Here is a 21,950-nt window from a genome sequence, read left to right as displayed (position 1 = left end):
ATAAACGACCATGCAGATCAGCCAAGAACAACAGAGCGAACTTCTTACGGTATTGAAGATCCGTTTGCAACCGGAAGACTATCAGACCCGGGTTAAGGACATCCTGAAGCGTTATCAGAAATCGGCCCAGATACCCGGTTTTCGTCCGGGACATGTTCCGGCAGGTCTGATCAAGAAGCAATACGGACAGCCGGTATTGTTGGATGAGCTCAACAAACTGGTTTCCGAGTCGATCAGCAATTATGTATTCGAGCAAAAGTTGGAGGTCATCGGTTCCCCGATGCCCAAAAACGGATTGGATCAACAGTCGCTGGAAGACGGGAACACGTTCGAATTCAGTTACGAAGTAGGTCTTGCGCCGAAGTTCAGCGTTCAGATTCCGACCGGAAAAATCCCGTATTACCTGGTCAAGGTCGATGAGAAGATGATCAACGACGACGCGGATGACCTGCGCCGCCGTTACGGAAAGTTCTCGAATCCCGAGAAGTCCGAAGAGAACTCGATCCTCTACGGCGAGTTCAACGAACTCGACGAGGCTGGCAACGTGAAGGAAGGCGGTAACAAGACCACCACCACGCTCAGCATTGAGCGCATCCCGCAAGCGAATGACCGCAAGCCCTTTATTGGGCTTGCCAAAGGCGATACCATCGATTTCCATCCGATGACGGTCATCGGAAATGAACCCGAAGTTGCCGCCATGCTGCGCCTCGAGAAGCAGTCGCCGGCAATGCAATCGAACTACCGACTGACGGTCTTGACCATTTCACGGATCGAATTGGCGGATCTGAACCAGGAGTTTTTCGACAAGATCTACGGCGAAGGAAATGTGACCAACGAGGAGGAGTTCCGCGCTAAGATCCGTGAAGGCATCCTCGCTTACTTTGAGCGGGAAAGCGACCGGAAGATGCGGAAGGACCTGCGCAATGAATTGCTCAATCAGAATAATCTTCCGTTACCGGATGATTTTCTGAAGCGTATGTTGAAGGCGAATGCGGAGAAACCGATGGCGGATTCAGAATTCGATCATCAGTACTATCATTTGGCCGAAGACCTCCGCTGGAACCTGATGGTGACCAAACTGGCAACGGATCAAGGATTCGATGTGACGGAAGATGAATTGAAAGAACTGGCGCGGGGATTGGTTCGTCAACAGTTTGCTCAATACGGCTACTACGATATTGATGATGCCAAGCTGGAAGAAGTGTCGGAGCGTTACCTGAACGAAGACGGAAACCGTGAGCGACTCGATCGCAGTATCCGTGAAAACAAGGTCTTCGCGCACCTCAAAGGCGTCGTCAAGCTGGACATGATCGAATTGCCTTATCAGGAATACGTAGCCCGCCTGCAGGAGAAGACCCAGCACGAGTTGGAGCACCACCATTGATCCGGATTTTCCGGCAGGAATTGGAAACCAGCGGATTGGCCGAAACAGCCAGTAAGTTCCGATCGGGTTTCCAATTTCTTTTTTAGGGTCAGGTAACCCTGGATCGGTTTCCGCTGTTGAAAAGTTCGGAATCGTGTGGCATAGCGCCCCGCTCCGTCCAGTAATTTTGGACTTCCCGGCAATATTTCCGTGGAGTTCCCGTCTTTCAACAGTAACGAACACATCATGAATTACACCAACGAGTTCCGCAAGTATGCGGTCAAGCACCAGGGCATCAGCAGCCTGAGCGTCGACAGTTTTGTTTCCGCTGTGCGCAACGATTATATCTCACCGACGATTATCGAAGAACGTCAGCTCAACATCGCGACGATGGACGTCTTTTCCCGTCTGATGATGGATCGCATCATCTTCCTGGGCGTCGGGATCAACGATTATGTTTCGAACATCATCCAGGCGCAGCTCCTGTTTCTGGAGTCGGTGGATGCCAAGAAGGATATTCAGATCTACATGAACAGTCCGGGCGGATCCGTTTATGCAGGTTTGGGCATCTATGATACCATGCAGTTGGTACAGCCGAGCATTGGTACCATTTGCACCGGCATGGCCGCATCGATGGCCGCGGTATTGATGTGTGCCGGCGATAAAGGCAAGCGGGCAGCGTTGAAGCACTCCCGGATCATGATCCACCAGCCGCTGGGCGGCGCCGAAGGTCAGGCATCCGATATCGAAATCACGGCACGGGAGATCCAGAAGCTGAAGAAAGAACTGTACGAGATCATCGCTTCGCATTCGGGTCAGGAGTACGAGAAAGTGTGGAAAGATTCCGACCGCGATTACTGGATGACCGCCGAAGAAGCCAAGGCTTACGGCATGGTCGATGAAGTACTGACGCGAAAGAAATAAGCGGTAAAACCGCATTTTTTAAACGCAAGTTTTAAGGTGTTCTTGTTTGACCCGGTCGAACAAAATTCCTTAGCTTGCGTTTAATTTTTCGCGGCTCTCCATCCAACATGAAGAATCCAAAAGAGATCAAATGTTCCTTCTGCGGCAGGGACAAGAGTGAGACCTATGTGCTGATTGCGGGCATAACGGGTCATATTTGCGACCAGTGCATCCAGCAGGCTCAGAATATTCTGAATGACGAGATGAACAGCAAGTTGAAAACTTCGCTGAATTCCCATCTCACGCTGCTGAAACCTGTCGAAATAAAGAAGTTCCTGGATCAATACGTGATCGGTCAGGACGAAGCCAAGAAGGTGTTAGCCGTCGCCGTTTACAACCACTACAAGCGCATTTCCAGCAAGATCAAGAAGCAGGACGAAGTAGAGATCGAGAAATCGAACATATTACTCGTCGGTGAAACGGGTACCGGCAAGACCCTCCTGGCCCGTACGATCGCTAAAATGCTGAATGTGCCTTTCTGCATCGCGGATGCCACCGTATTGACAGAGGCGGGCTATGTCGGGGAAGACGTAGAAAGCATTCTTACCCGTTTATTGCAGGCAGCCGATTATGACGTACCATCGGCGGAGCGGGGCGTGGTGTACATCGACGAGATCGATAAAATCGCCCGGAAAGGCGACAATCCGTCCATTACCCGGGATGTAAGCGGGGAAGGGGTGCAGCAAGCCTTGTTGAAACTCCTGGAAGGTTCCGTGGTGAATGTCCCCCCGCAAGGAGGCCGCAAGCATCCGGAGCAGAAGATGATCTCGATGGATACCTCCAATATCCTGTTCATCTGTGGAGGCGCCTTTGACGGGATTGACAAAAAGATCGCCCGGCGTTTGGAGACGCACGCGATCGGCTATAAATCGTCCAAAGACGCTGAAAAAATCGACCGGTCGAATTATCTTCAATATATCAGTCCGACCGACCTGAAGGCCTTCGGACTCATTCCGGAGCTGATCGGGCGCGTGCCGGTATTGACCCACCTGGATCCGCTTGACAAGCCCGCCTTGAAGGCGATCCTGACCGAGCCCAAGAATGCGCTCATCAAGCAATACGAGAAACTGTTCCAATTAGAGGGTGTAAGCCTATCGGTTGAGAAGGGTGTACTTGACTTCATTGTTGAAAAAGCGTTCGAATTCAAACTGGGAGCCCGCGGCCTGCGGTCAATCTGCGAAGCCATTCTTTTGGACGCCATGTTTGAAGTTCCTTCTAACAAGCAGGGAATCAAGGAATTTACGCTCACTTTGGCCTATGCCAAGGAGAAATTCTCCAAAGCGAACATCAACCGCCTGAAAGTAGCTTAAATAGCTGAAAATCAACAGAAAAGGGCTCCGCATGCCGGGGCCCTTTTTATTTTATTGATAATGAGCGATTTGCAGATTGACTGGGGGATAGCCGGGTAGCCAGTCAGCGGCGGCCTTGTGTTGAGCCGTGAAAATGTGTGAAATATTTTATGAACAGCATTTGGTAAATAGGGAGTTTGTGGTACCTTTGCATTCCTCAAAATCAGGCGAAAAGCGCCTAATAGACTGAACGTTAACCCGAAAGCCAGTTACCCGAATGCCGACAATTTCACAGTTGGTCCGTAAGGGACGCGAAAAATTGATCGATAAGAGTAAATCACCTGCTCTTACCTCGTGTCCGCAGCGTCGTGGTGTTTGCACCCGCGTGTATACCACCACTCCCAAGAAGCCGAATTCCGCCATGCGTAAGGTGGCGCGTGTTCGTCTGACCAACAAGTATGAAGTGACGGCCTACATCCCGGGTGAGGGTCACAACCTCCAGGAGCACTCCATCGTGTTGATCCGCGGCGGTCGTGTGAAGGATCTTCCGGGTGTTCGCTACCACATCGTTCGTGGTTCTTTGGACACGGCTGGTGTTGAGGGTCGCAAGCAGCAGCGTTCGAAATACGGAACCAAGCGTCCGAAGCCGGGTGCTGCACCTGCAGGTAAGAAGTAATCAGAAATAACGAATAGCGTATAGCTGCATCATCCCATGCGGAAGACAAAACCGAAAAAACGCATCCTGTTACCGGATCCCAAGTTCAACGACACGGCAGTAACCCGTTTCGTGAACATGATGATGTTATCCGGTAAGAAGAACACGGCATTCGCCATTTTCTACGACGCCGTCCAGAAGGTAGAAGACAAGACGAAGGAGAACGGACTGGACACCTGGAAAAAAGCCATGGCGAACGTGATGCCGACGGTAGAAGTAAAGAGCCGTCGTGTCGGCGGAGCTACCTTCCAGATCCCGACGGAAATTCGTCCGGACCGCCGCATCAGTCTTTCGATCAAGTGGATGATCAACTACTCCCGCCTGCGCAACGAGAAGACCATGTCGGATCGTCTGGCCGGTGAAATCATCGCCGCTGCAAAGGGTGAAGGTGCAGCTGTTAAGAAAAAAGAAGACACGCACCGGATGGCAGAAGCCAACAAGGCTTTCTCGCACTTCCGTGCCTGATAATACGAATGCCCGGGCCGACAACGGTCGGTCCAACTCGGATAGTTCTTTCTTTAACGGGATAACCCCCTGACTTGCCCAGCATGGCAAGGTAACAGACTGGATAACTGAGCGGAGGACGTCTCCGACAAGCGCGCAGGCGCCGCTCAAAGTGTCCGGTTATCGCGGAATAGAAACAACTATCGTTATGATTAACGGATAAGTAATCAAATGAGCAAAGAGCTAACAAATACCCGCAACATCGGCATCTCGGCACACATTGACGCCGGGAAGACGACTACTACGGAACGTGTCTTGTATTACACCGGTAAGGTGCACAAGATCGGTGAGGTACACGAAGGCGCTGCTACCATGGACTGGATGGTTCAGGAGCAGGAGCGTGGTATCACCATTACATCCGCAGCCACCACGACTTATTGGAATTACCTGAATGACCAGTATAAGATCAATATCATTGATACACCTGGTCACGTTGACTTTACCGTTGAAGTAGAGCGCTCCCTGCGCGTACTCGACGGAGCTGTCGCCCTTTTCTGTGCCGTTGGTGGTGTGGAGCCCCAGTCGGAGACCGTTTGGCGTCAGATGAACAAATACCGCGTTCCCCGGATCGGTTTCGTGAACAAGATGGACCGTGCCGGCGCGAACTTTTTGAACGTTGTCGCTCAGGTAAAAGAGCGCCTCAGCGGTAATCCCGTTCCCCTGCAGCTCCCGATCGGCGCCGAAGACATGTTCAAAGGCGTGGTCGACCTGATCACCAACAAAGCCATCATCTGGCATGAAGAGACCAAAGGCGCTACGTTCGACGTAGTACCGATCCCGGTCGACATGCAAGCCGATGTGAACCACTGGCGCGCCAACCTGGTTGAAGCCGTGGCTGAATTCGACGACCACCTGATGGAGAAGTTCTTCGAAGATCCGAACAGCATCACCGAAGACGAGCTCCGTACGGCTATCCGTAAGGCGGTTATTGCCATGAAGATCACCCCGATGATGTGCGGTTCCGCCTTCAAGAACAAGGGTGTTCAGGCGATGTTGGACGCAGTGATCCAGTACCTCCCGGCTCCGAACGAGATCGAGAACGTGAAGGGTGTCAACCCCAACACCGACCAGGAGGAAGAGCGTAAGGCTGATCCGAAGGACAAATTCGCAGCACTTGCGTTCAAGATCATGACCGATCCGTTCGTAGGTCGTCTCGCGTTCTTCCGTGTGTATTCCGGTCGCCTGGATGCAGGTTCGTATGTGCTCAACGCACGTACCGGCAAGAACGAGCGTATCTCGCGTATCATCCGCATGCACGCCAACAAGCAGAACCCGATCGACTTCATCGAAGCCGGTGATATCGGTGCTGCCGTTGGTTTCAAGGAAATCAAGACCGGTGACACGCTGTGCGATGTCAACGCGCCGATCATCCTCGAATCGATGAGCTTCCCGACCCCGGTTATCGGACTCGCCATCGAGCCGAAGACCCAGGCCGACGTAGACAAGCTGGGTATGGCGCTTGCCAAACTTGCCGAAGAAGATCCGACGTTCCGCGTACACACCGACGAAGAGACCGGTCAGACCGTTATCTCCGGTATGGGTGAACTCCACCTGGAGATCATCGTGGACCGTCTGAAGCGCGAGTTCAAAGTAGAATGTAATCAGGGTGCACCGCAGGTGGCTTACAAAGAAGCCATCATGGGCAGTGCTTCGCACCGTGAGACGTATAAGAAGCAGACGGGTGGTCGCGGTAAGTTCGCCGACATCCAGTTCGAGATTTCTCCGGCTGATGCCGATTGGCTGGCCAAAGGTCATACCGGCCTCCAGTTCGTGAACGAGATCACCGGTGGTTCTATTCCGCGTGAATTCATCCCGGCGATCCAGAAAGGATTCGATGCCGCCATGGGTACCGGTGTTCTTGCCGGTTATCCGCTCGAGTCAATGAAGGTCCGGATCTACGACGGTTCGTTCCACGCGGTCGACTCCGACTCACTCTCGTTCGAAATCTGCGCCAAGATGGGTTATCGTGAAGCCGCCGCGAAAGCGAAGCCGGTCCTCATGGAGCCGATCATGAAAGTGGAAGTCGTTACCCCAGACTTGTACATGGGTGACGTCATGGGCGACTTGAACAAGCGTCGTGGACAGCTCGAAGGCATGGATACCCGTGCCGGCGCGCAGGTGATCAAAGCGAAAGTTCCGCTGTCGGAAATGTTCGGTTACGTGACCTCGTTGCGTACCATCACCTCCGGTCGTGCTTCCTCCAGCATGGAGTTCTCACACTACAGCGAATGCCCGCGTACCCTGGCCGAGGAAGTCATCGCCAAGGCGAAAGGCAAAGCTAAAGCCGAGAAAGTCAACTAAGCAATACCTCAACAAGACATATCCTACCAACGTTCTTTCAACATGTCTCAGCGCATCCGCATTAAGCTCAAGTCCTACGATCACAATCTGGTTGACAAATCGGCCGAGAAGATCGTGAAGACGGTGAAAGTCACCGGCGCAGTCGTCAACGGACCCATTCCGCTGCCGACCGGCAAGAAGATCTTCACCGTGCTGCGTTCCCCGCACGTCAACAAGAAGGCTCGCGAGCAGTTCCAATTGTGCTCATACAAGCGCCTGCTCGACATCTACAACTCGACTGCCAAGACCGTCGACGCGTTGATGAAGCTGGAGCTTCCGAGCGGTGTGGAAGTAGAGATCAAAGCATCCTAAGCAATTCAACAACGGCTATGTTTGGAACGTGCTCCAAACCGCTGGCACAACAGTACTAACACCATGTCAGGAATCATCGGAAAGAAGATCGGAATGACCAGCGTCTTCAGCGCGGACGGGACTTACATCCCGTGTACCGTGATTGAAGCGGGTCCTTGCGTCGTCACCCAGGTGAAGACCAAGGAGAAGGACGGCTACACGGCTGTTCAGCTGGCTTTCGGCGACAAGAAAGAAAAGCACACGACCAAGGCGGAAGCCGGTCATTTCAAGAAATCAGGCACCAGCCCGAAGCGTAACGTGATGGAGTTCCGTCACTTCGAACAGCTTCCGGAAGTGGGCAGCGAGATCAAAGCCGATCTCTTTGCAGAAGGCGATTTCGTGGATGTCGTTGGCACCTCGAAGGGCCGCGGTTTCCAGGGCGTTGTGAAGCGTCACGGCTTCAGCGGTGTCGGTATGCAGACCCACGGTCAGCACAACCGTCTTCGTGCCCCGGGTTCGCGTGGAGCGTCCTCGTTCCCATCCCGCGTATGGCCGGGCCAGCGTACTGCCGGTCACATGGGCGTAGCGCGTGTGAAGATGCAGAACCTGCAGGTAGTAAAAGTGGTTCCTGAGCAGAACATCCTCGTTGTGAAGGGTGCTGTTCCGGGACATAAAGGTTCCATTGTAATTGTGGAGAAATAAGATGGAAGCAGTAGTGGTAAACACCGCCGGTAAAGAGACCGGCAAGAAGGTCCGGTTGAACGACCAGATCTTCGGGATCGAGCCGAACGATCACGCGATCTATCTCGACGTGAAGCAATACCTCGCCAACCAGCGCCAGGGAACGCACAAGTCGAAGGAGCGCGCAGAGATCGCCCGCACGACCAAGAAACTGAAGCGTCAGAAGGGTACGGGCGGCGCCCGTGCCGGTTCGATGAAATCCCCGCTCTTCGTGGGTGGTGGACGCGTATTCGGTCCTCGTCCGCGCGATTATTCCTTCAAGCTGAACAAGAAGCTGAAGCGCCTCGCGTGCCTCTCGGCTCTGACGTACAAAGCCAAGGGTAAGAGCGTAACGATCCTCGAAAACTTCAACTTCGACAAGCCGAAGACGAAGCAATACGCGGATATCCTGAAGAATCTCCAACTGGAGAACAAGAAGGCTCTGGTCGTACTTCCGCAACACGACCACAACATCTACCTGTCGGCGCGCAACCTGCAGAGCAACAAGGTGGTCACCGCCGGTGAACTGAATACCTACGACGTCCTCAACGCCCAGCACCTGGTGTTGGTTGAGGGCTCTGTTCCCGCACTCGAAACCCGATTCTTATCATGAGCGTCCTGAAGAAACCCCTCATCACCGAGAAGATGACGAAGACCAGCGAGAAGCTGGGTCAATACGGTTTTCTCGTCGATCGTACGGCGAACAAGATCCAGATCAAGCAGGCCGTCGAGAAAATGTACAATGTCACCGTTGAAAGCGTGAACACGATGGTCGCTCCCGGCAAGGCGAAGACCCGTTACACCAAAACCGGAGTCGTATCCGGCAGCAGCGGTTCGTTCAAGAAGGCAGTCGTGACCCTGAAGAAGGGCGACGCCATCGATTTCTACAGTAACATCTAACCTGGAGTCCAGCAAGCATCTGAATCATGGCAGTCAAGAAACTCCGCCCGATGACCCCGACCCAGCGTCACACGACGGTGGACTCGTTTGAAGATATCACAGCTTCCCGTCCGGAGCAGTCACTGGTTGTACGCATCAAGCGTTCCGGTGGCCGTAACAGCGACGGTAAGATGACCATGCGCTACATCGGTGGCGGTCATCGCAAGATGTACCGTCTGATCGATTTCAAGCGCGATAACCACGGTATCGAAGGCACGGTCAAGACCATTGAATACGATCCGAACCGTACGGCCCGTATCGCTCTTGTGAATTACAAGAACGGTGACAAGCGTTACATCGTAGCGCCGGTAGGTCTGAAGGTTGGTCAGAAAGTCCTTTCCGGTACCAATGCCACCCCGGAGATCGGGAACGCCCTTTTCCTGAAGGACATTCCGCTGGGTACGTTGATCCATAACATCGAGTTGCGTCCTGGACAGGGAGCGGTCATGGCGCGCAGCGCCGGATCATTCGCTCAGCTCGCGGCCCGCGATGGTAATTACGCCATCATCAAGATGCCTTCCGGCGAAACCCGTAAGGTACTGGCTTCCTGCCTCGCGACGATCGGTACCGTATCGAATCCGGACCACAACAAAGAGAGCCTGGGTAAAGCCGGCCGTAACCGTTGGGCGGGTCGTCGTCCGCGTGTTCGTGGTGTGGCCATGAACCCGGTTGATCACCCCATGGGTGGTGGCGAAGGCCGCGCTTCGGGTGGACACCCGCGCTCCCGCAAGGGCTTGTACGCGAAGGGACGCAAGACCCGTCGCAAGAATCATCCGACGAATAAATACATCATCGAAAGACGCAAGAAATAATATGTTGCCGGCGGCAGCCTGAGTATCGGGAAGCCGCGGCGAACAACACAGCAATACTATGGCTCGTTCGCTTAAGAAAGGTCCTTACATCGCTCATTACCTCGAACAGAAGGTGACGAAGATGAATGAAAGCAAGAAGAAGACGGTGATCAAGACCTGGTCACGTGCTTCGATGATCGCACCGGAATTCGTCGGTCACACCTTCGCGGTTCACAACGGGAACAAGTTCATCCCGGTGTATGTGACGGAAAACATGGTGGGTCACAAACTCGGTGAATTCGCTCCGACCCGCACCTACCGTGGTCATAGCGGAAACCGTAAGGACGACAAGAAATAAACCCTCATTAACGATCCTGATACGTCATGGGAGTAAGAAAACGTGAATCCGCTGATAAGCGCAAAGAAGTGATGAAGAGCACGGCCATCGCCCGCCTGGTGAATGTGCCGACGTCTCCGCGCAAGATGCGCATCGTAGCGGACCTGATCCGTGGAAAAGAAGTGATGCAGGCGATGAACATCCTGCGTTATAACGCGAAGGCGCCTGCAGCCCGCCTGGAAAAGCTGTTGCAATCGGCCATTGCAAACTGGGAAGCCAAGACCGGCGACAAGATCGACGAGGGTACCGTTTGCGTCAAGATGGTACAGGTGGACAGCGCCCGTATGTTGAAGCGTCTTCGTCCGGCCCCGCAGGGTCGCGGCTACCGTGTACGCAAGCGTTCGAACCACGTGACCATTATCCTGGACCGCATGGTTGCGGCGCCGGCAAAGGGTAAGAAGCAACAGGAAGAAGCAGCCTAATTCGTAAAACCATCATCACGATAATCCGCTTCCAACAGCGAAGCGTCTGAAGAAACAACTCATGGGACAAAAGGCAAATCCGATCGGCAACCGTCTGGGGATCATCCGCGGTTGGGACTCCAACTGGTTTGGCGGCAAGAAGTATGCTGACAAGCTGGTAGAGGACGAGAAGATCCGTAAATACCTCCTTGCACGCCTATCCAAAGGCGGCGTTGCCAAGATCGTGATCGAGCGTACCCTGAAGCTCATCACCGTAACGATCCACACGGCACGTCCGGGTATCGTGATCGGTAAAGGTGGTCAGGAAGTGGACAAACTGAAGGAAGAGTTGAAGAAGCTCACCAAGAAGGACGTCCAGATCAACATCTTTGAGATCAAGCGTCCTGAACTGGATGCGCAGCTGGTTGCCGACAGCATCTGTCGTCAGATCGAGGCCCGTATCTCGTTCCGTCGCGCAGCCAAGATGGCCATCGCGTCGACGATGCGCATGGGCGCCGAGGGTGTCCGTGTCATGGTAGCCGGTCGTCTGGGCGGTGCTGAAATCGCACGTACCGAGCAGTACAAGGACGGTCGTATTCCGCTGCACACCTTCCGTGCCGATATCGACTTCGCTATCGCGGAAGCACAGACCTCGTATGGAAAGATCGGCGCGAAAGTGTGGATCTGCAAAGGCGAGATCTATGGCAAGCGTGATCTCTCTCCGAACATCGGTTCAGGCGCATCTTCGCCGGCTCCCAAGGGTCTGACCGCAACCGGTCGTGACCGTGGAGATCGTGGAGGACGGGGTGGACGCGGTGGTGACCGTGGCGGCCGCGGAGGACAAGGCGGACGTGGCGGACAGCGTAAGAACTAATATTGATCGCGGCATTAAATAACGAATAAGCAGTAGCAATCATGTTACAACCGAAAAAGACCAAATTCCGCAAACAGCATAAAATGGTGCCGAAGGGCAACGCGACCCGCGGTTATTCCCTGGCCTTCGGTTCCTTTGGAATCAAGGCGTTGGAGACCGGCTGGTTGCCGTCCAAGCAGATCGAGGCAGCTCGTGTCGCGCTGACGCGTTACATGAAGCGTGAAGGTCAGGTGTGGTGCCGGATTTTCCCGGACAAGCCGATCACCCGCAAGCCTGCCGAGGTACGTATGGGTAAAGGAAAAGGTAACCCGGAATTTTGGGTGGCCGTCGTGAAGCCCGGTACCATCATCTTCGAAGCCGAGGGTGTATCGGAAGCAACGGCACGTGAAGCCTTGCGTCTGGCCTCCCAGAAGCTGCAGGTAACGACCAAGTTCATCGTCCGCCGCGATTTCGAAGCATAAATCCATAACGGACCATCTAAGGAAGATTGTCATGAAAAAAGAGGATATCAAGGAATTAACGTCTGAGGAGCTTCAGCTGCGTTTGCAGGAGGAGAAGGCGAACTACGTGAAGTATCGCATGAACCATGCGGTATCGCCGGTCGACAACCCGATGAAGATGCGCGACATGCGCCGCGGCATCGCCCGGATCCATACCGAGCTAACGAAGCGCGCCAAAGCAGAACAGTCGAAATAATAACCGCGAAGGAGAATCATGGAACAAACCGCAACCCCGCAGCGCGGCCTGCGCAAAGAGCGAATCGGCGTCGTTGTCAGCAACAAGATGAACAAGAGCATCGTGGTGGCTGTCGAGCGTAAGGTGAAGCACCCGATGTACGGGAAGTTCATCAAGAAGACGACCACGTTCATGGCGCATGATGAAAAGAACGAATCGAACGTCGGCGACCTGGTGAAGATCACCGAGACCCGTCCGATGAGTAAGAACAAATGCTGGCGCCTCGCCCAGATCCTGGAGCGGGCTAAGTAATCCCGTAGGACAGCAGAATCATTAATCAGTTAACCAAGGAAAGTCATGATCCAGCAGGAATCCCGGTGCGTAGTAGCCGACAACAGCGGTGCCAAGGAAGTACTCTGCATTCGCGTGTTGGGCGGCACCAAGAAGCGCTATGCTTCGTTGGGCGACAAGATCGTCGTCACGGTAAAGCACGCGCTGCCCTCCGGTAATATCAAAAAGGGTACGGTTTCGAAAGCCGTCGTGGTCCGCACCAAGAAAGAAGTGAAGCGTTCTGACGGGTCGTACATCCGTTTCGACGACAACGCCGTCGTGTTGCTGAATGCACAGGACGAATTGCGCGGAACCCGCATCTTCGGCCCGGTAGCACGTGAACTTCGTGATAAGCAGTTCATGAAGATCGTCTCCCTGGCTCCGGAAGTACTCTGATCTCAACCGTTTTAGACAAGAAACGATGGAAAGAAAAAACAACAAGCAAGCGAAGCTGAACGTCCGCAAAGGGGACACCGTGAAAGTGATTGCCGGTGACTCCAAAGGCGCACAGGGACGCGTGCTGGAGGTGCTCGTGAGCGAGCGCCGCGTGCTGGTCGAAGGTGTGAACCTGGTGACCAAGCACACCAAGCCCAACGCCAAGAACACCCAGGGCGGCATTGTGAAGCAGGAAGCGCCGATTCACATCTCGAATGTGATGGTCGTCGACGGCAAGGGTAACACGACCCGCGTAGGACGCCGTGAAGAGGGTGGAAAACTAGTTCGATACTCTAAAAAGTCCGGGGAGGTAATCAAGAAATGAGTTACGTACCGCGCCTGAAAGACAAGTACCGGAATGACATCGTTCCGGCACTGATGAAGAAATTCAATTACGACAGCGTGATGCAGGTTCCGCGTCTGCTCAAGATCAGCGTTAACCAGGGTGTCGGCGATGCTGTGAGCGACAAGAAGCTCATCGACTCCGCCGTAGCCGAGATGTCGATGATCACGGGTCAGAAAGCCGTAGCGACCAAATCGCGCAAGGACATTGCGAACTTCAAGCTGCGTGCCGGAGTACCGGTCGGCGTGCGCGTCACCCTTCGGGAGACGAACATGTACGAATTCCTGGACCGTTTGATCTCTGTTGCGCTTCCCCGCATCCGTGATTTCCGCGGCATCAACCCGAAAGGATTCGACGGCAGCGGCAACTATACACTGGGAGTGACCGAACAGATCATTTTCCCGGAGATCGACATCGACAAGGTGAACAAGATCCAGGGTATGGACATCACATTCGTTACGTCGGCAAAGACGGACGAAGAGGCGATCGAGCTGCTCCGTGAATTCGGACTGCCGTTCCGGACCAATTAATCGCAGACAATAACATCCAACACGGATATCGACATGGCAAAAGAATCAATGAAAGCACGGGAAGTAAAGCGTCAGCAAATGGCCGCGAAGTATGCAGCCAAGCGTGAGGCGCTGAAGCAGTCTGGCGATTACATCGCTCTGGACAAACTCCCGAAGAACGCTTCTCCGGTACGTCAGCACAACCGCTGCAAGCTCACGGGTCGTCCCCGCGGATACATGCGCATCTTCGGCGTTTCCCGCGTGACCTTCCGCAAACTTGCGTTGGAAGGCAAGATTCCTGGCGTAACCAAAGCCAGCTGGTAATTCATAACAATAGACTAACGGACTACAACACCCTTAATACGATGACTGATCCGATCGCAGACTTCATCACCCGGATTCGCAATGCCGTACGGGCCAACCACCGTGTCGTGGAGATCCCGGCTTCGAATCTCAAGAAGGAGATGACCAAGATCCTGAAGGAGAAGGGGTACATCCTGGACTTCAAGTTCGAAGACGATTCCAAGCAGGGCCTTATTAAAATCGCCCTGAAGTACCATCCCGTGACCAAGGCTCCGGCCATCCGGAACCTCTCGCGCATCAGCAAACCGGGTCTCCGCAAATACGCGGGTCTGGAGCGCATGCCGCGCGTGCTCAACGGGCTGGGCATTGCGATCCTCTCGACCTCGAAGGGCGTGATGACCGATAAAGAGGCCCGCACGGCCGGTGTAGGCGGAGAAGTACTCTGCTACGTTTATTAATTCAACAAGCATCCAACTACAATGTCCCGCATAGGTAAACTTCCGATCACCCTGCCTGCTAAGGTGGAGATCAAGGTCGCCGACGGAACCGTTCAAGTGAAAGGTCCGAAGGGCGAGCTGACGCAGAAGCTGAACGACGGTATCACCGTCAAGATCGACGGAACCACGTTGACCGTCGAGCGTGCAACCGAATCGAAAGAGCATCGTGCCCAGCACGGCTTGTATCGCTCGCTGATCAACAACATGGTGATCGGTGTGTCCCAGGGCTTCAAGAAAGAGCAGGAACTCGTGGGTGTCGGCTACAAGGCCAGCAACCAGGGTCAATTGCTCGATCTCGTCCTCGGTTATTCGCACCACGTGATTTTCGACATCCCGGCTGAGGTGAAAGTCTCGACGAAGCAGGATAAGGGCCAGAACCCCATGATCATTCTCGAGAGCGCCGACAAGCAGTTGTTGGGTGCTGTTGCCGCGAAGATCCGTTCGCTGCGCGAGCCGGAACCTTACAAGGGCAAGGGTGTCAAATTTGTGAATGAAGTCCTCAGACGGAAAGCCGGTAAGTCGGCCGCTAAAAAATAATTGAAGCCATGTTGAAGAAGCAACAACGCCGGAGCAATATCCGCTACCGCATCCGCAAGACGGTTAAAGGCACCGCCGAGCGTCCCCGCCTGTCGGTGTTCCGCAGCAACAAGCAGATCTACGCCCAGTTGATCGATGACGTGCAGGGGGTAACCCTGGCAGCCGTATCATCGGCAGCGAAGGAGATGACTGCAACCAAAGGACCGAAGGTCGATCTGGCCCGCGAAGTCGGCAAGAAGATCGCCGAGAAGGCTGTCCAGAGCGGCATCAAGACCTGCGTGTTCGACCGTGGCGGTTACCTGTACCATGGCCGGGTGAAAGCCCTGGCCGAAGGGGCCCGCGAAGCCGGACTCCAATTCTAAACGATACGATCATTCTCATTAGGAAGACAAACCATGTCTGAAACAAACGTTAAACGCGTCAAGTCGAGCGAAATCGAACTGAAGGACCGCCTGGTCGGCGTGAACCGGGTCACCAAGGTGACCAAAGGTGGCCGCGCCTTCACCTTTGCCGCCATCGTGGTGGTAGGAGACGAGTCCGGTGTAGTCGGTCACGGCCTTGGCAAAGCGAAAGAAGTATCCGATGCTGTACAGAAAGGCATCGACGACGCGAAGAAGAACCTGGTAAAAGTGCCGGTCATGAAAGGCACCATTCCGCATGAAGCGCACGGTAAGTTTGGTGGCGCATACGTGTTCCTGAAGCCGGCAGCACCCGGTACCGGAGTAATCGCCGGCGGTGCAATGCGTGCCGTTCTGGAGAGCGTAGGCATCCACAACGTACTGGCGAAGTCGAAGGGTAGTTCCAACCCGCACAACGTGGTGAAAGCTACGATCGACGCGCTGGCGCAGATGCGTGATCCGGCTACGGTTGCTCAGCAACGTGGCATCAAGATGGCCCGAGTATTCAACGGTTAAGAACCCTCTATACGAATCCCATGGCAAAAGTTAAAATCACCCTTGTCCGTAGCGGCATTGACCGTCCCGAGAGCCAGAAGCGTACGCTGAAGGCACTTGGCCTGACGAAGATGCACCGCAGCGTCGAGGTGGAAGCCACCGCCCAGATCCGGGGCATGATCAACAAGGTCCAGCACCTGGTAGAGGTGAAGGAAGCCTAATCACTAACAATCCGAAGAAAGACCTTCTCATGAATTTGTCGTCCCTTAAACCTGCGAAAGGTTCCGTTCGAAACAACGTACGCCGCGGCCGTGGTACCGGTTCCGGTATGGGCGGTACCGCTACACGCGGTCACAAAGGCGCCCAGTCCCGCTCCGGCTACAGCGCGAAGCGCGGATTTGAAGGTGGCCAGATGCCCTTGCAGCGTCGTGTTCCGAAGTTCGGTTTCAAGAATCCGTTCCGCAAGGAATACAACGGCATCAACCTGGACACGCTCCAGAAGCTGGCTGAAGCCAAGAAACTCAGTTCGATTGATTTCGCCTCCCTGTTGGAGAGCGGATTGGTCAGCAAGCGTGACCGTGTAAAGATCCTCGGTCGCGGAGAGTTGAAGTCCAAGCTGGATGTCAAGGCGCACGCCTTCTCCGCTACCGCAAAGGCCGCCATTGAAGCTAAAGGAGGAACCACGACCATCATCGAGGCATGAAGAACCTGATCCAGACGATTAAGAATATCTTCAAGATCGAAGACCTCCGGGTCCGGATCCTGAACACCCTGCTGTTCCTGCTGGTATACCGCCTCGGTTCGCACATTGTGCTTCCGGGTGTGGATCCGTTGCAACTGGATGCCCTGCGTCAGCAGACGTCCGGCGGTGTCTTGGGTCTTCTCGACATGTTCTCCGGCGGCGCGTTCTCGCACTCGTCGATCTTCGCGCTCGGTATCATGCCGTACATCTCCGCTTCGATCGTGATCCAGCTGTTGAGTATGGCAGTTCCGTACTTCCAGAAGCTCCAGAAGGAAGGCGAAAGCGGTCGTAAAAAGATCAACAATATCACCCGTTGGCTGACGGTGATCATCACCGGCTTCCAGGCCCCTGGTTACATCGTTAACCTGCAGGCTCAGGTTCCTTCGGCCATCATCTCCGTATCCAATCCGGAATTGGTGTCGCCGTTCCAGTTCTGGCTGACCTCCATCGTCATTCTGACGGCCGGGACCATCTTCGTGATGTGGCTGGGTGAGCGGATCACGGATAAGGGTATCGGCAACGGTATTTCCCTGATCATCATGATCGGCATCATCGCCCGACTGCCCGCGTCGTTCCGCGACGAATTCGCATCGCGCATGAACCAGGGTGGCGGATTGGTCGTGCTCCTGATCGAACTGGTAGCGCTTGCTGCCGTGATTGCCTTCGTGATCCTGCTGGTGCAGGGTACGCGGCGCATTCCGGTGAATTTCGCCAAGAAGATTGTCGGCAATAAGCAATACGGCGGTGTACGTCAGTATATCCCCTTGAAAGTGAATGCAGCCGGTGTCATGCCGATCATCTTCGCGCAGGCGATCATGTTCATCCCGGCAACGATCGCCCAGTATTTCCCGGAGTCCTCTGCTTCGCAGGGAATTCTGACCACCTTCGGAAACTACACTTCGTTCTGGTACAACTTCGTATTCGCTACGCTGATCATCCTGTTCACCTACTTCTACACGGCAATCGCCGTCAACCCGAACCAGATGGCGGATGACATGAAGCGGAACAACGGATTCATTCCGGGTGTGAAGCCGGGTCGAAGCACGGCGGATTTCATTGATGACGTCATGTCGAAGATCACGCTTCCGGGTGCGATCTTCCTTGCCCTCATCGCGATTTTGCCGACCTTTGCGATGTTATTGAATGTCAACAACAACTTCGCTCACTTTTACGGCGGGACCTCCCTGCTGATCATGGTGGGTGTAGTACTGGATACACTTCAGCAGATTGAGAGCCACCTGCTGATGCGTCATTACGACGGGCTCATGAAGAGTGGGCGGATCAAGGGTCGTTCGACCGTTGCTTCCGCTGTTTAACCTGATCAGGTTTCCCGGGCGTCAAAAATCCGGGGAGCCGACCAAGAGCGATGCTGTACTATAAGACGCTCGAAGAGATCGAACTGATCAGGCAGAGTTCTTTACTTGTTGCCAAGACCCTTGCCGAGGTGGCGAAATCCATCCGGCCGGGCATAACGACGATTGAGTTGGACCGGATCGCGGAAACGTTTATTCGTGACCAGGGTGCCGTTCCAGCCTTTCTCAATTACAATGGCTTTCCCAACAGCCTTTGTATCTCTGTGAATTCGCAGGTGGTACATGGCATTCCGGGAAAGGCGGAATTGAAGGATGGTGATATCTGCTCGGTCGATTGTGGTGTGTTGAAAGATGGGTTCTATGGAGATTCCGCTTATACATTTCCGGTAGGGGATGTAGCGGCATCGACCCTGAACCTGTTGCGCATCACGCGGGAATGCCTGTACGAAGGGATCGCGAAAGCAGTCGCGGGAAACCGGCTCGGGGATATCAGCTCCGCCATTCAGGAGTATGCTGAATCAAACGGTTACTCCGTAGTGCGCGAACTGGTCGGTCACGGGATCGGCCGCCACCTGCACGAGAAACCCGAGGTGCCGAATTACGGCAAGCGGGGGAGTGGGCTGGTGTTGCGCGAAGGGCTGGTCATCGCCATCGAACCCATGATCAATATGGGAACGAAGGGGGTGGTGCACGAGCGGGATGGCTGGACCATCCGGACGGCGGACAACAAACCGTCGGCGCACTTCGAGCACACGGTCGCGATTGGCAAGGAAAAAGCAGACATACTGAGTTCTTTCGACTACGTGGAGGAAGCGCTCAAAACGAATACTAACATTAAGGTTATCAACTGACAAGTTGGCCAAACAAGCAAATATCGAACAGGACGGGAAGATCACCGAAGCCCTCTCCAACGCCATGTTCCGCGTGGAATTGGAGAACGGTCACGAGATCATCGCCCATATTTCCGGTAAGATGAGAATGCACTATATCAAGATCCTGCCCGGGGATAAAGTCAAGGTGGAAATGTCGCCTTACGACCTGACGAAAGGAAGAATCACTTACCGCTATAAACGATAACGATCCCCTAATCCGGGATCATGAAGAGCAAACAAAGCGATGAAAGTAAAACCCGCCATCAAGAAGCGCAGCGTAGACTGCATCATTGTGCGACGCAAGGGCCGCTTGTATGTCATTAACAAGAAGAACCCGCGTTTCAAACAGCGCCAGGGCTGATTCCTGTACTTCAACAACTAAACACTCCTCAAGATAATGGCACGTATTGCTGGTATCGATTTACCAAAAAACAAACGCGGAGAGATCGGGCTGACCTACATCTACGGGATCGGTCACACCTCTGCACAACGGATCCTCCGGGAAGCCGGTATCGACTTCAACACCAAGGTGTCGGAGTGGAACGACGACCAACTCAACAAGATCCGATCGATCATCAACGAGATGAAGGTGGAAGGTGCGCTCCGTTCGGAGACGCAACTGAACATCAAGCGTCTGGTGGATATCAACAGCTACCGCGGCATGCGGCACCGGAACGGTCTGCCCGTTCGTGGTCAGCGCACCCGTACCAACTGTCGTACCCGTAAGGGTAAACGTAAGACCATTGCCAACAAGAAGAAGGCATCTAAAATGTAATTGATCATCATGGCAACGCAAACCAACGCAGCGAAGGCCGCCAAGACGGCCAAGAAAAAAGTGGTGAAAGTGGAGGCCACGGGTCGCGCCTATGTGACCGCTACCTTCAACAACATCATCATCTCGTTGACCAACGAGTCGGGCCAGGTGATTTCCTGGAGTTCCGCCGGCAAGATGGGCTTCAAAGGATCCAAGAAGAACACGCCGTACGCCGCCCAGATGGCAGCAGCGGACGCTTCGAAGGTGGCCCACGACATGGGTCTCCGCAAAGTGAAAGTGTTCGTTCGCGGACCGGGTGCAGGACGTGAAGCAGCGATGCGTAGCCTCCACCAGAATGGAATTGAGGTGACCGAGATCATGGATATCACCCCGATCCCTCACAACGGATGTCGCGCTCCCGGCCGTCGTCGCGTCTAACCCGACCGGAAGTACAATCCTCTAACACCTGACAACAAAGATTCATGGCACGTTATACCGGACCCAAATCCAAAGTATCCCGTCGATTCCGCGAGCCGATCTTCGGCCCGGACAAGGCACTCGAACGCAAGAATTACGCTCCCGGCCAGCACGGCCAGACCAAGAAGCGTGCGAAGCAATCGGAATACGCAGTTCAGCTCCAGGAGAAGCAAAAGGTTAAATTCCTCTATGGCATCCTCGAGCGCCAGTTCGCGAAGATCTTCGATCGCGCATCCCGCCGTACGGGCATCACGGGTGAGAACCTGCTCCAGTTGATGGAGACCCGTCTTGACAACGTCGTATATCGCCTGGGTATCGCCCCGACCCGTCGGGCCGCTCGCCAGTTGGTCGGACACCGTCACATCACCGTCAACGGCAAGGTGGTTAACATCGCTTCGTTCAACTGCAAGGCCGGCGACGTCGTCGCGGTTCGCGAGAAGTCGAAGGCGCTGGAAGCCATTACCGGAGCTGTGACGGGTCACGTGAACAAGCATTCCTGGCTTGACTGGGACAAGTCGACGATGAGCGGCAAGGTGTTGAACCTGCCGGCACGCGACCAGATCCCGGAGAACATCAAGGAACAGCTCATCGTCGAATTGTACTCGAAGTAATCTGACGATCGGGCATCCGATCCAACCTGTTCAATCAAACAATACTTAACTCCCCAACGATACAATGGCCATCCTCGCGTTTCAGAAACCGGACAAAGTGATCATGGTAAACTCGGACGACCGCTCCGGCGTGTTTGAGTTCCGCCCGCTTGAGCCGGGTTATGGAATTACCGTCGGCAACGCTCTTCGTCGCATCCTCCTTTCCTCGCTGGAAGGTTTCGCCATCACTTCGGTGAAGATCTCCGGTGTGGATCACGAGTTCTCGACGATCAAAGGTGTTGTCGAGGATATGACCGAGATCGTGCTCAGCCTGAAGCAGGTTCGCTTCAAGCAGCAGATCTCCGGAACCGACACCGAGCGTGTCACGGTTACCGTCAGTGGCAAGAGCCAGTTCACGGCAGGCGACATCAGCAAGTTCACCACGGCGTTCCAGGTGCTCAATCCGGAGCTGGTGATCTGCAACATGGAACCTTCGGTGAAACTCACCATCGACATCCAGATCGCCAAGGGGCGCGGTTATGTTCCTTCAGAGGAGAACAAGACCAACAGCGCTCCGATCGGGACCATCTTCGTCGATTCCATCTTCACGCCGATCCGAAACGTGAAGTATGCCATCGAGAACTATCGTGTCGAACAGAAGACCGACTACGAGAAACTCGTTATGGAGATCATGACCGATGGTTCGATCCATCCGAAAGAAGCCCTGAAGGAAGCGGCCGAGATCCTCATTCACCACTTCATGCTCTTCTCGGATGAGAAGATCACGCTGGAGACGAAGGAGAAGACCCCGACCGAAGAGCTCGACGAGAATACGCTTCACATGCGTCAGTTGCTGAACACCAAGCTGGTCGACCTCGACCTCTCGGTTCGCGCGCTGAACTGCCTGAAGGCAGCCGATGTAGAGACGCTGGGCGACCTGGTTTCCTACAACAAGGCCGACCTCCTCAAGTTCCGCAACTTCGGTAAGAAGTCGCTCACTGAACTGGAAGAGCTGGTCCGTTCCAAGAATCTCACCTTCGGCATGAATGTCTCGAAGTACCTCGAGAAGAAAGAGAAGAAAGACTAATCGTTT

Annotated in this window: 35 protein-coding genes; all 35 read left to right on the top strand. The window is 54.4% G+C overall.

All coding sequences use genetic code 11. The features are described 5' to 3' along the window. The first annotated feature begins 10 nt into the window (after positions 1-10). The 35 genes from tig (at position 11) to IPJ96_12305 (ending at position 21,944) form a co-directional block, all read left to right on the top strand. Positions 11-1,384: a trigger factor gene (tig, locus tag IPJ96_12475; GenBank protein ID MBK7911144.1), complete on the top strand. Its 1,374-nt coding sequence runs from the start codon at positions 11-13 to the stop codon at positions 1,382-1,384. 225 nt (positions 1,385-1,609) lie between these two features. Then, positions 1,610-2,287 (top strand): ATP-dependent Clp endopeptidase proteolytic subunit ClpP, encoded by a 678-nt coding sequence (clpP, locus tag IPJ96_12470; GenBank protein ID MBK7911143.1) that lies wholly within the window; start codon positions 1,610-1,612, stop codon positions 2,285-2,287. A gap of 107 nt (positions 2,288-2,394) precedes the next feature. Beyond that, positions 2,395-3,636, top strand: coding sequence for an ATP-dependent Clp protease ATP-binding subunit ClpX (gene clpX / locus IPJ96_12465; GenBank protein MBK7911142.1), 1,242 nt, complete (start codon positions 2,395-2,397; stop codon positions 3,634-3,636). Positions 3,637-3,892: 256 nt separating this feature from the next. Further along, positions 3,893-4,291 carry a 30S ribosomal protein S12 gene (locus IPJ96_12460; GenBank protein MBK7911141.1) on the top strand — a complete coding sequence of 133 codons (399 nt, stop codon included), beginning with the start codon at positions 3,893-3,895 and terminating at the stop codon, positions 4,289-4,291. 36 nt (positions 4,292-4,327) lie between these two features. Next, positions 4,328-4,795 (top strand): 30S ribosomal protein S7, encoded by a 468-nt coding sequence (gene rpsG / locus IPJ96_12455; protein MBK7911140.1) that lies wholly within the window; start codon positions 4,328-4,330, stop codon positions 4,793-4,795. Between the two features lie 210 nt (positions 4,796-5,005). Continuing rightward, positions 5,006-7,135, top strand: coding sequence for an elongation factor G (gene fusA, locus IPJ96_12450; protein ID MBK7911139.1), 2,130 nt, complete (start codon positions 5,006-5,008; stop codon positions 7,133-7,135). Between the two features lie 42 nt (positions 7,136-7,177). Beyond that, positions 7,178-7,486, top strand: a complete 309-nt coding sequence (rpsJ, locus tag IPJ96_12445) for a 30S ribosomal protein S10 (GenBank protein MBK7911138.1) — start codon at positions 7,178-7,180, stop codon at positions 7,484-7,486. Between the two features lie 63 nt (positions 7,487-7,549). After that, positions 7,550-8,167 carry a 50S ribosomal protein L3 gene (gene rplC / locus IPJ96_12440; GenBank protein ID MBK7911137.1) on the top strand — a complete coding sequence of 206 codons (618 nt, stop codon included), beginning with the start codon at positions 7,550-7,552 and terminating at the stop codon, positions 8,165-8,167. A gap of 1 nt (position 8,168) precedes the next feature. Then, complete coding sequence (rplD, locus tag IPJ96_12435) at positions 8,169-8,798, top strand: 50S ribosomal protein L4 (GenBank protein ID MBK7911136.1); 630 nt, start codon at positions 8,169-8,171, stop codon at positions 8,796-8,798. Beyond that, positions 8,795-9,085 (top strand): 50S ribosomal protein L23, encoded by a 291-nt coding sequence (gene rplW / locus IPJ96_12430; GenBank protein MBK7911135.1) that lies wholly within the window; start codon positions 8,795-8,797, stop codon positions 9,083-9,085. The genes rplD and rplW overlap by 4 nt, the downstream gene beginning before the upstream one ends. A 26-nt stretch (positions 9,086-9,111) precedes the next feature. Then, a complete protein-coding gene (gene rplB / locus IPJ96_12425; GenBank protein ID MBK7911134.1) occupies positions 9,112-9,936 on the top strand; it encodes a 50S ribosomal protein L2 in 825 nt (274 codons plus the stop codon). 58 nt (positions 9,937-9,994) lie between these two features. Then, on the top strand, positions 9,995-10,273 hold the full coding sequence (gene rpsS, locus IPJ96_12420) for a 30S ribosomal protein S19 (GenBank protein MBK7911133.1): 279 nt from the start codon (positions 9,995-9,997) through the stop codon (positions 10,271-10,273). Positions 10,274-10,299: 26 nt separating this feature from the next. Continuing rightward, complete coding sequence (gene rplV, locus IPJ96_12415; GenBank protein ID MBK7911132.1) at positions 10,300-10,734, top strand: 50S ribosomal protein L22; 435 nt, start codon at positions 10,300-10,302, stop codon at positions 10,732-10,734. Between the two features lie 61 nt (positions 10,735-10,795). Further along, entirely contained in the window at positions 10,796-11,587 is a 792-nt protein-coding gene (rpsC, locus tag IPJ96_12410) for a 30S ribosomal protein S3 (protein ID MBK7911131.1), read from the top strand. 41 nt (positions 11,588-11,628) lie between these two features. After that, positions 11,629-12,048, top strand: coding sequence for a 50S ribosomal protein L16 (rplP, locus tag IPJ96_12405; protein MBK7911130.1), 420 nt, complete (start codon positions 11,629-11,631; stop codon positions 12,046-12,048). 31 nt (positions 12,049-12,079) lie between these two features. Continuing rightward, positions 12,080-12,283 carry a 50S ribosomal protein L29 gene (gene rpmC, locus IPJ96_12400; GenBank protein MBK7911129.1) on the top strand — a complete coding sequence of 68 codons (204 nt, stop codon included), beginning with the start codon at positions 12,080-12,082 and terminating at the stop codon, positions 12,281-12,283. A gap of 18 nt (positions 12,284-12,301) precedes the next feature. Beyond that, a complete protein-coding gene (rpsQ, locus tag IPJ96_12395) occupies positions 12,302-12,574 on the top strand; it encodes a 30S ribosomal protein S17 (GenBank protein MBK7911128.1) in 273 nt (90 codons plus the stop codon). Positions 12,575-12,619: 45 nt separating this feature from the next. Beyond that, positions 12,620-12,988, top strand: a complete 369-nt coding sequence (rplN, locus tag IPJ96_12390) for a 50S ribosomal protein L14 (protein MBK7911127.1) — start codon at positions 12,620-12,622, stop codon at positions 12,986-12,988. 55 nt (positions 12,989-13,043) lie between these two features. After that, complete coding sequence (gene rplX, locus IPJ96_12385; GenBank protein ID MBK7911126.1) at positions 13,044-13,352, top strand: 50S ribosomal protein L24; 309 nt, start codon at positions 13,044-13,046, stop codon at positions 13,350-13,352. Beyond that, positions 13,349-13,900, top strand: coding sequence for a 50S ribosomal protein L5 (gene rplE / locus IPJ96_12380; GenBank protein ID MBK7911125.1), 552 nt, complete (start codon positions 13,349-13,351; stop codon positions 13,898-13,900). The genes rplX and rplE overlap by 4 nt, the downstream gene beginning before the upstream one ends. Positions 13,901-13,933: 33 nt before the next feature. After that, a complete protein-coding gene (gene rpsN, locus IPJ96_12375) occupies positions 13,934-14,203 on the top strand; it encodes a 30S ribosomal protein S14 (protein MBK7911124.1) in 270 nt (89 codons plus the stop codon). A gap of 41 nt (positions 14,204-14,244) precedes the next feature. Further along, positions 14,245-14,640, top strand: a complete 396-nt coding sequence (rpsH, locus tag IPJ96_12370) for a 30S ribosomal protein S8 (protein ID MBK7911123.1) — start codon at positions 14,245-14,247, stop codon at positions 14,638-14,640. A gap of 21 nt (positions 14,641-14,661) precedes the next feature. Further along, positions 14,662-15,216, top strand: a complete 555-nt coding sequence (gene rplF / locus IPJ96_12365; GenBank protein ID MBK7911122.1) for a 50S ribosomal protein L6 — start codon at positions 14,662-14,664, stop codon at positions 15,214-15,216. 8 nt (positions 15,217-15,224) lie between these two features. Beyond that, entirely contained in the window at positions 15,225-15,578 is a 354-nt protein-coding gene (locus IPJ96_12360; GenBank protein MBK7911121.1) for a 50S ribosomal protein L18, read from the top strand. Between the two features lie 33 nt (positions 15,579-15,611). Further along, positions 15,612-16,130 (top strand): 30S ribosomal protein S5, encoded by a 519-nt coding sequence (gene rpsE / locus IPJ96_12355; protein ID MBK7911120.1) that lies wholly within the window; start codon positions 15,612-15,614, stop codon positions 16,128-16,130. Between the two features lie 20 nt (positions 16,131-16,150). Continuing rightward, positions 16,151-16,330, top strand: a complete 180-nt coding sequence (gene rpmD, locus IPJ96_12350) for a 50S ribosomal protein L30 (protein ID MBK7911119.1) — start codon at positions 16,151-16,153, stop codon at positions 16,328-16,330. 29 nt (positions 16,331-16,359) lie between these two features. Next, on the top strand, positions 16,360-16,812 hold the full coding sequence (gene rplO, locus IPJ96_12345) for a 50S ribosomal protein L15 (GenBank protein MBK7911118.1): 453 nt from the start codon (positions 16,360-16,362) through the stop codon (positions 16,810-16,812). Next, positions 16,809-18,167 carry a preprotein translocase subunit SecY gene (gene secY / locus IPJ96_12340; protein MBK7911117.1) on the top strand — a complete coding sequence of 453 codons (1,359 nt, stop codon included), beginning with the start codon at positions 16,809-16,811 and terminating at the stop codon, positions 18,165-18,167. Before rplO ends, secY begins: the two co-directional genes overlap by 4 nt. Positions 18,168-18,217: 50 nt before the next feature. Beyond that, positions 18,218-19,015 carry a type I methionyl aminopeptidase gene (map, locus tag IPJ96_12335; GenBank protein MBK7911116.1) on the top strand — a complete coding sequence of 266 codons (798 nt, stop codon included), beginning with the start codon at positions 18,218-18,220 and terminating at the stop codon, positions 19,013-19,015. Between the two features lie 4 nt (positions 19,016-19,019). Then, positions 19,020-19,241, top strand: coding sequence for a translation initiation factor IF-1 (infA, locus tag IPJ96_12330; protein ID MBK7911115.1), 222 nt, complete (start codon positions 19,020-19,022; stop codon positions 19,239-19,241). Positions 19,242-19,280: 39 nt separating this feature from the next. Then, the gene (gene rpmJ, locus IPJ96_12325; protein ID MBK7911114.1) at positions 19,281-19,397 is read left to right on the top strand and encodes a 50S ribosomal protein L36; all 117 of its coding nucleotides are present in this window, start codon (positions 19,281-19,283) and stop codon (positions 19,395-19,397) included. A gap of 36 nt (positions 19,398-19,433) precedes the next feature. Beyond that, positions 19,434-19,811, top strand: a complete 378-nt coding sequence (gene rpsM / locus IPJ96_12320) for a 30S ribosomal protein S13 (GenBank protein MBK7911113.1) — start codon at positions 19,434-19,436, stop codon at positions 19,809-19,811. A gap of 9 nt (positions 19,812-19,820) precedes the next feature. Then, on the top strand, positions 19,821-20,228 hold the full coding sequence (gene rpsK / locus IPJ96_12315; GenBank protein MBK7911112.1) for a 30S ribosomal protein S11: 408 nt from the start codon (positions 19,821-19,823) through the stop codon (positions 20,226-20,228). A 44-nt stretch (positions 20,229-20,272) separates the two neighbouring features. After that, positions 20,273-20,878 (top strand): 30S ribosomal protein S4, encoded by a 606-nt coding sequence (gene rpsD / locus IPJ96_12310; GenBank protein MBK7911111.1) that lies wholly within the window; start codon positions 20,273-20,275, stop codon positions 20,876-20,878. Positions 20,879-20,942: 64 nt separating this feature from the next. After that, a complete protein-coding gene (locus tag IPJ96_12305; GenBank protein ID MBK7911110.1) occupies positions 20,943-21,944 on the top strand; it encodes a DNA-directed RNA polymerase subunit alpha in 1,002 nt (333 codons plus the stop codon). The last annotated feature ends 6 nt before the right edge of the window (positions 21,945-21,950 follow it).

Source organism: Bacteroidota bacterium, from assembly GCA_016713765.1.
Lineage (GTDB): Bacteria > Bacteroidota > Bacteroidia > AKYH767-A > 2013-40CM-41-45 > Pollutiaquabacter > Pollutiaquabacter aromativorans.
Note: the sequence above shows the minus strand (reverse complement) of the source record. Positions and strands in the feature narration are given on the sequence as shown.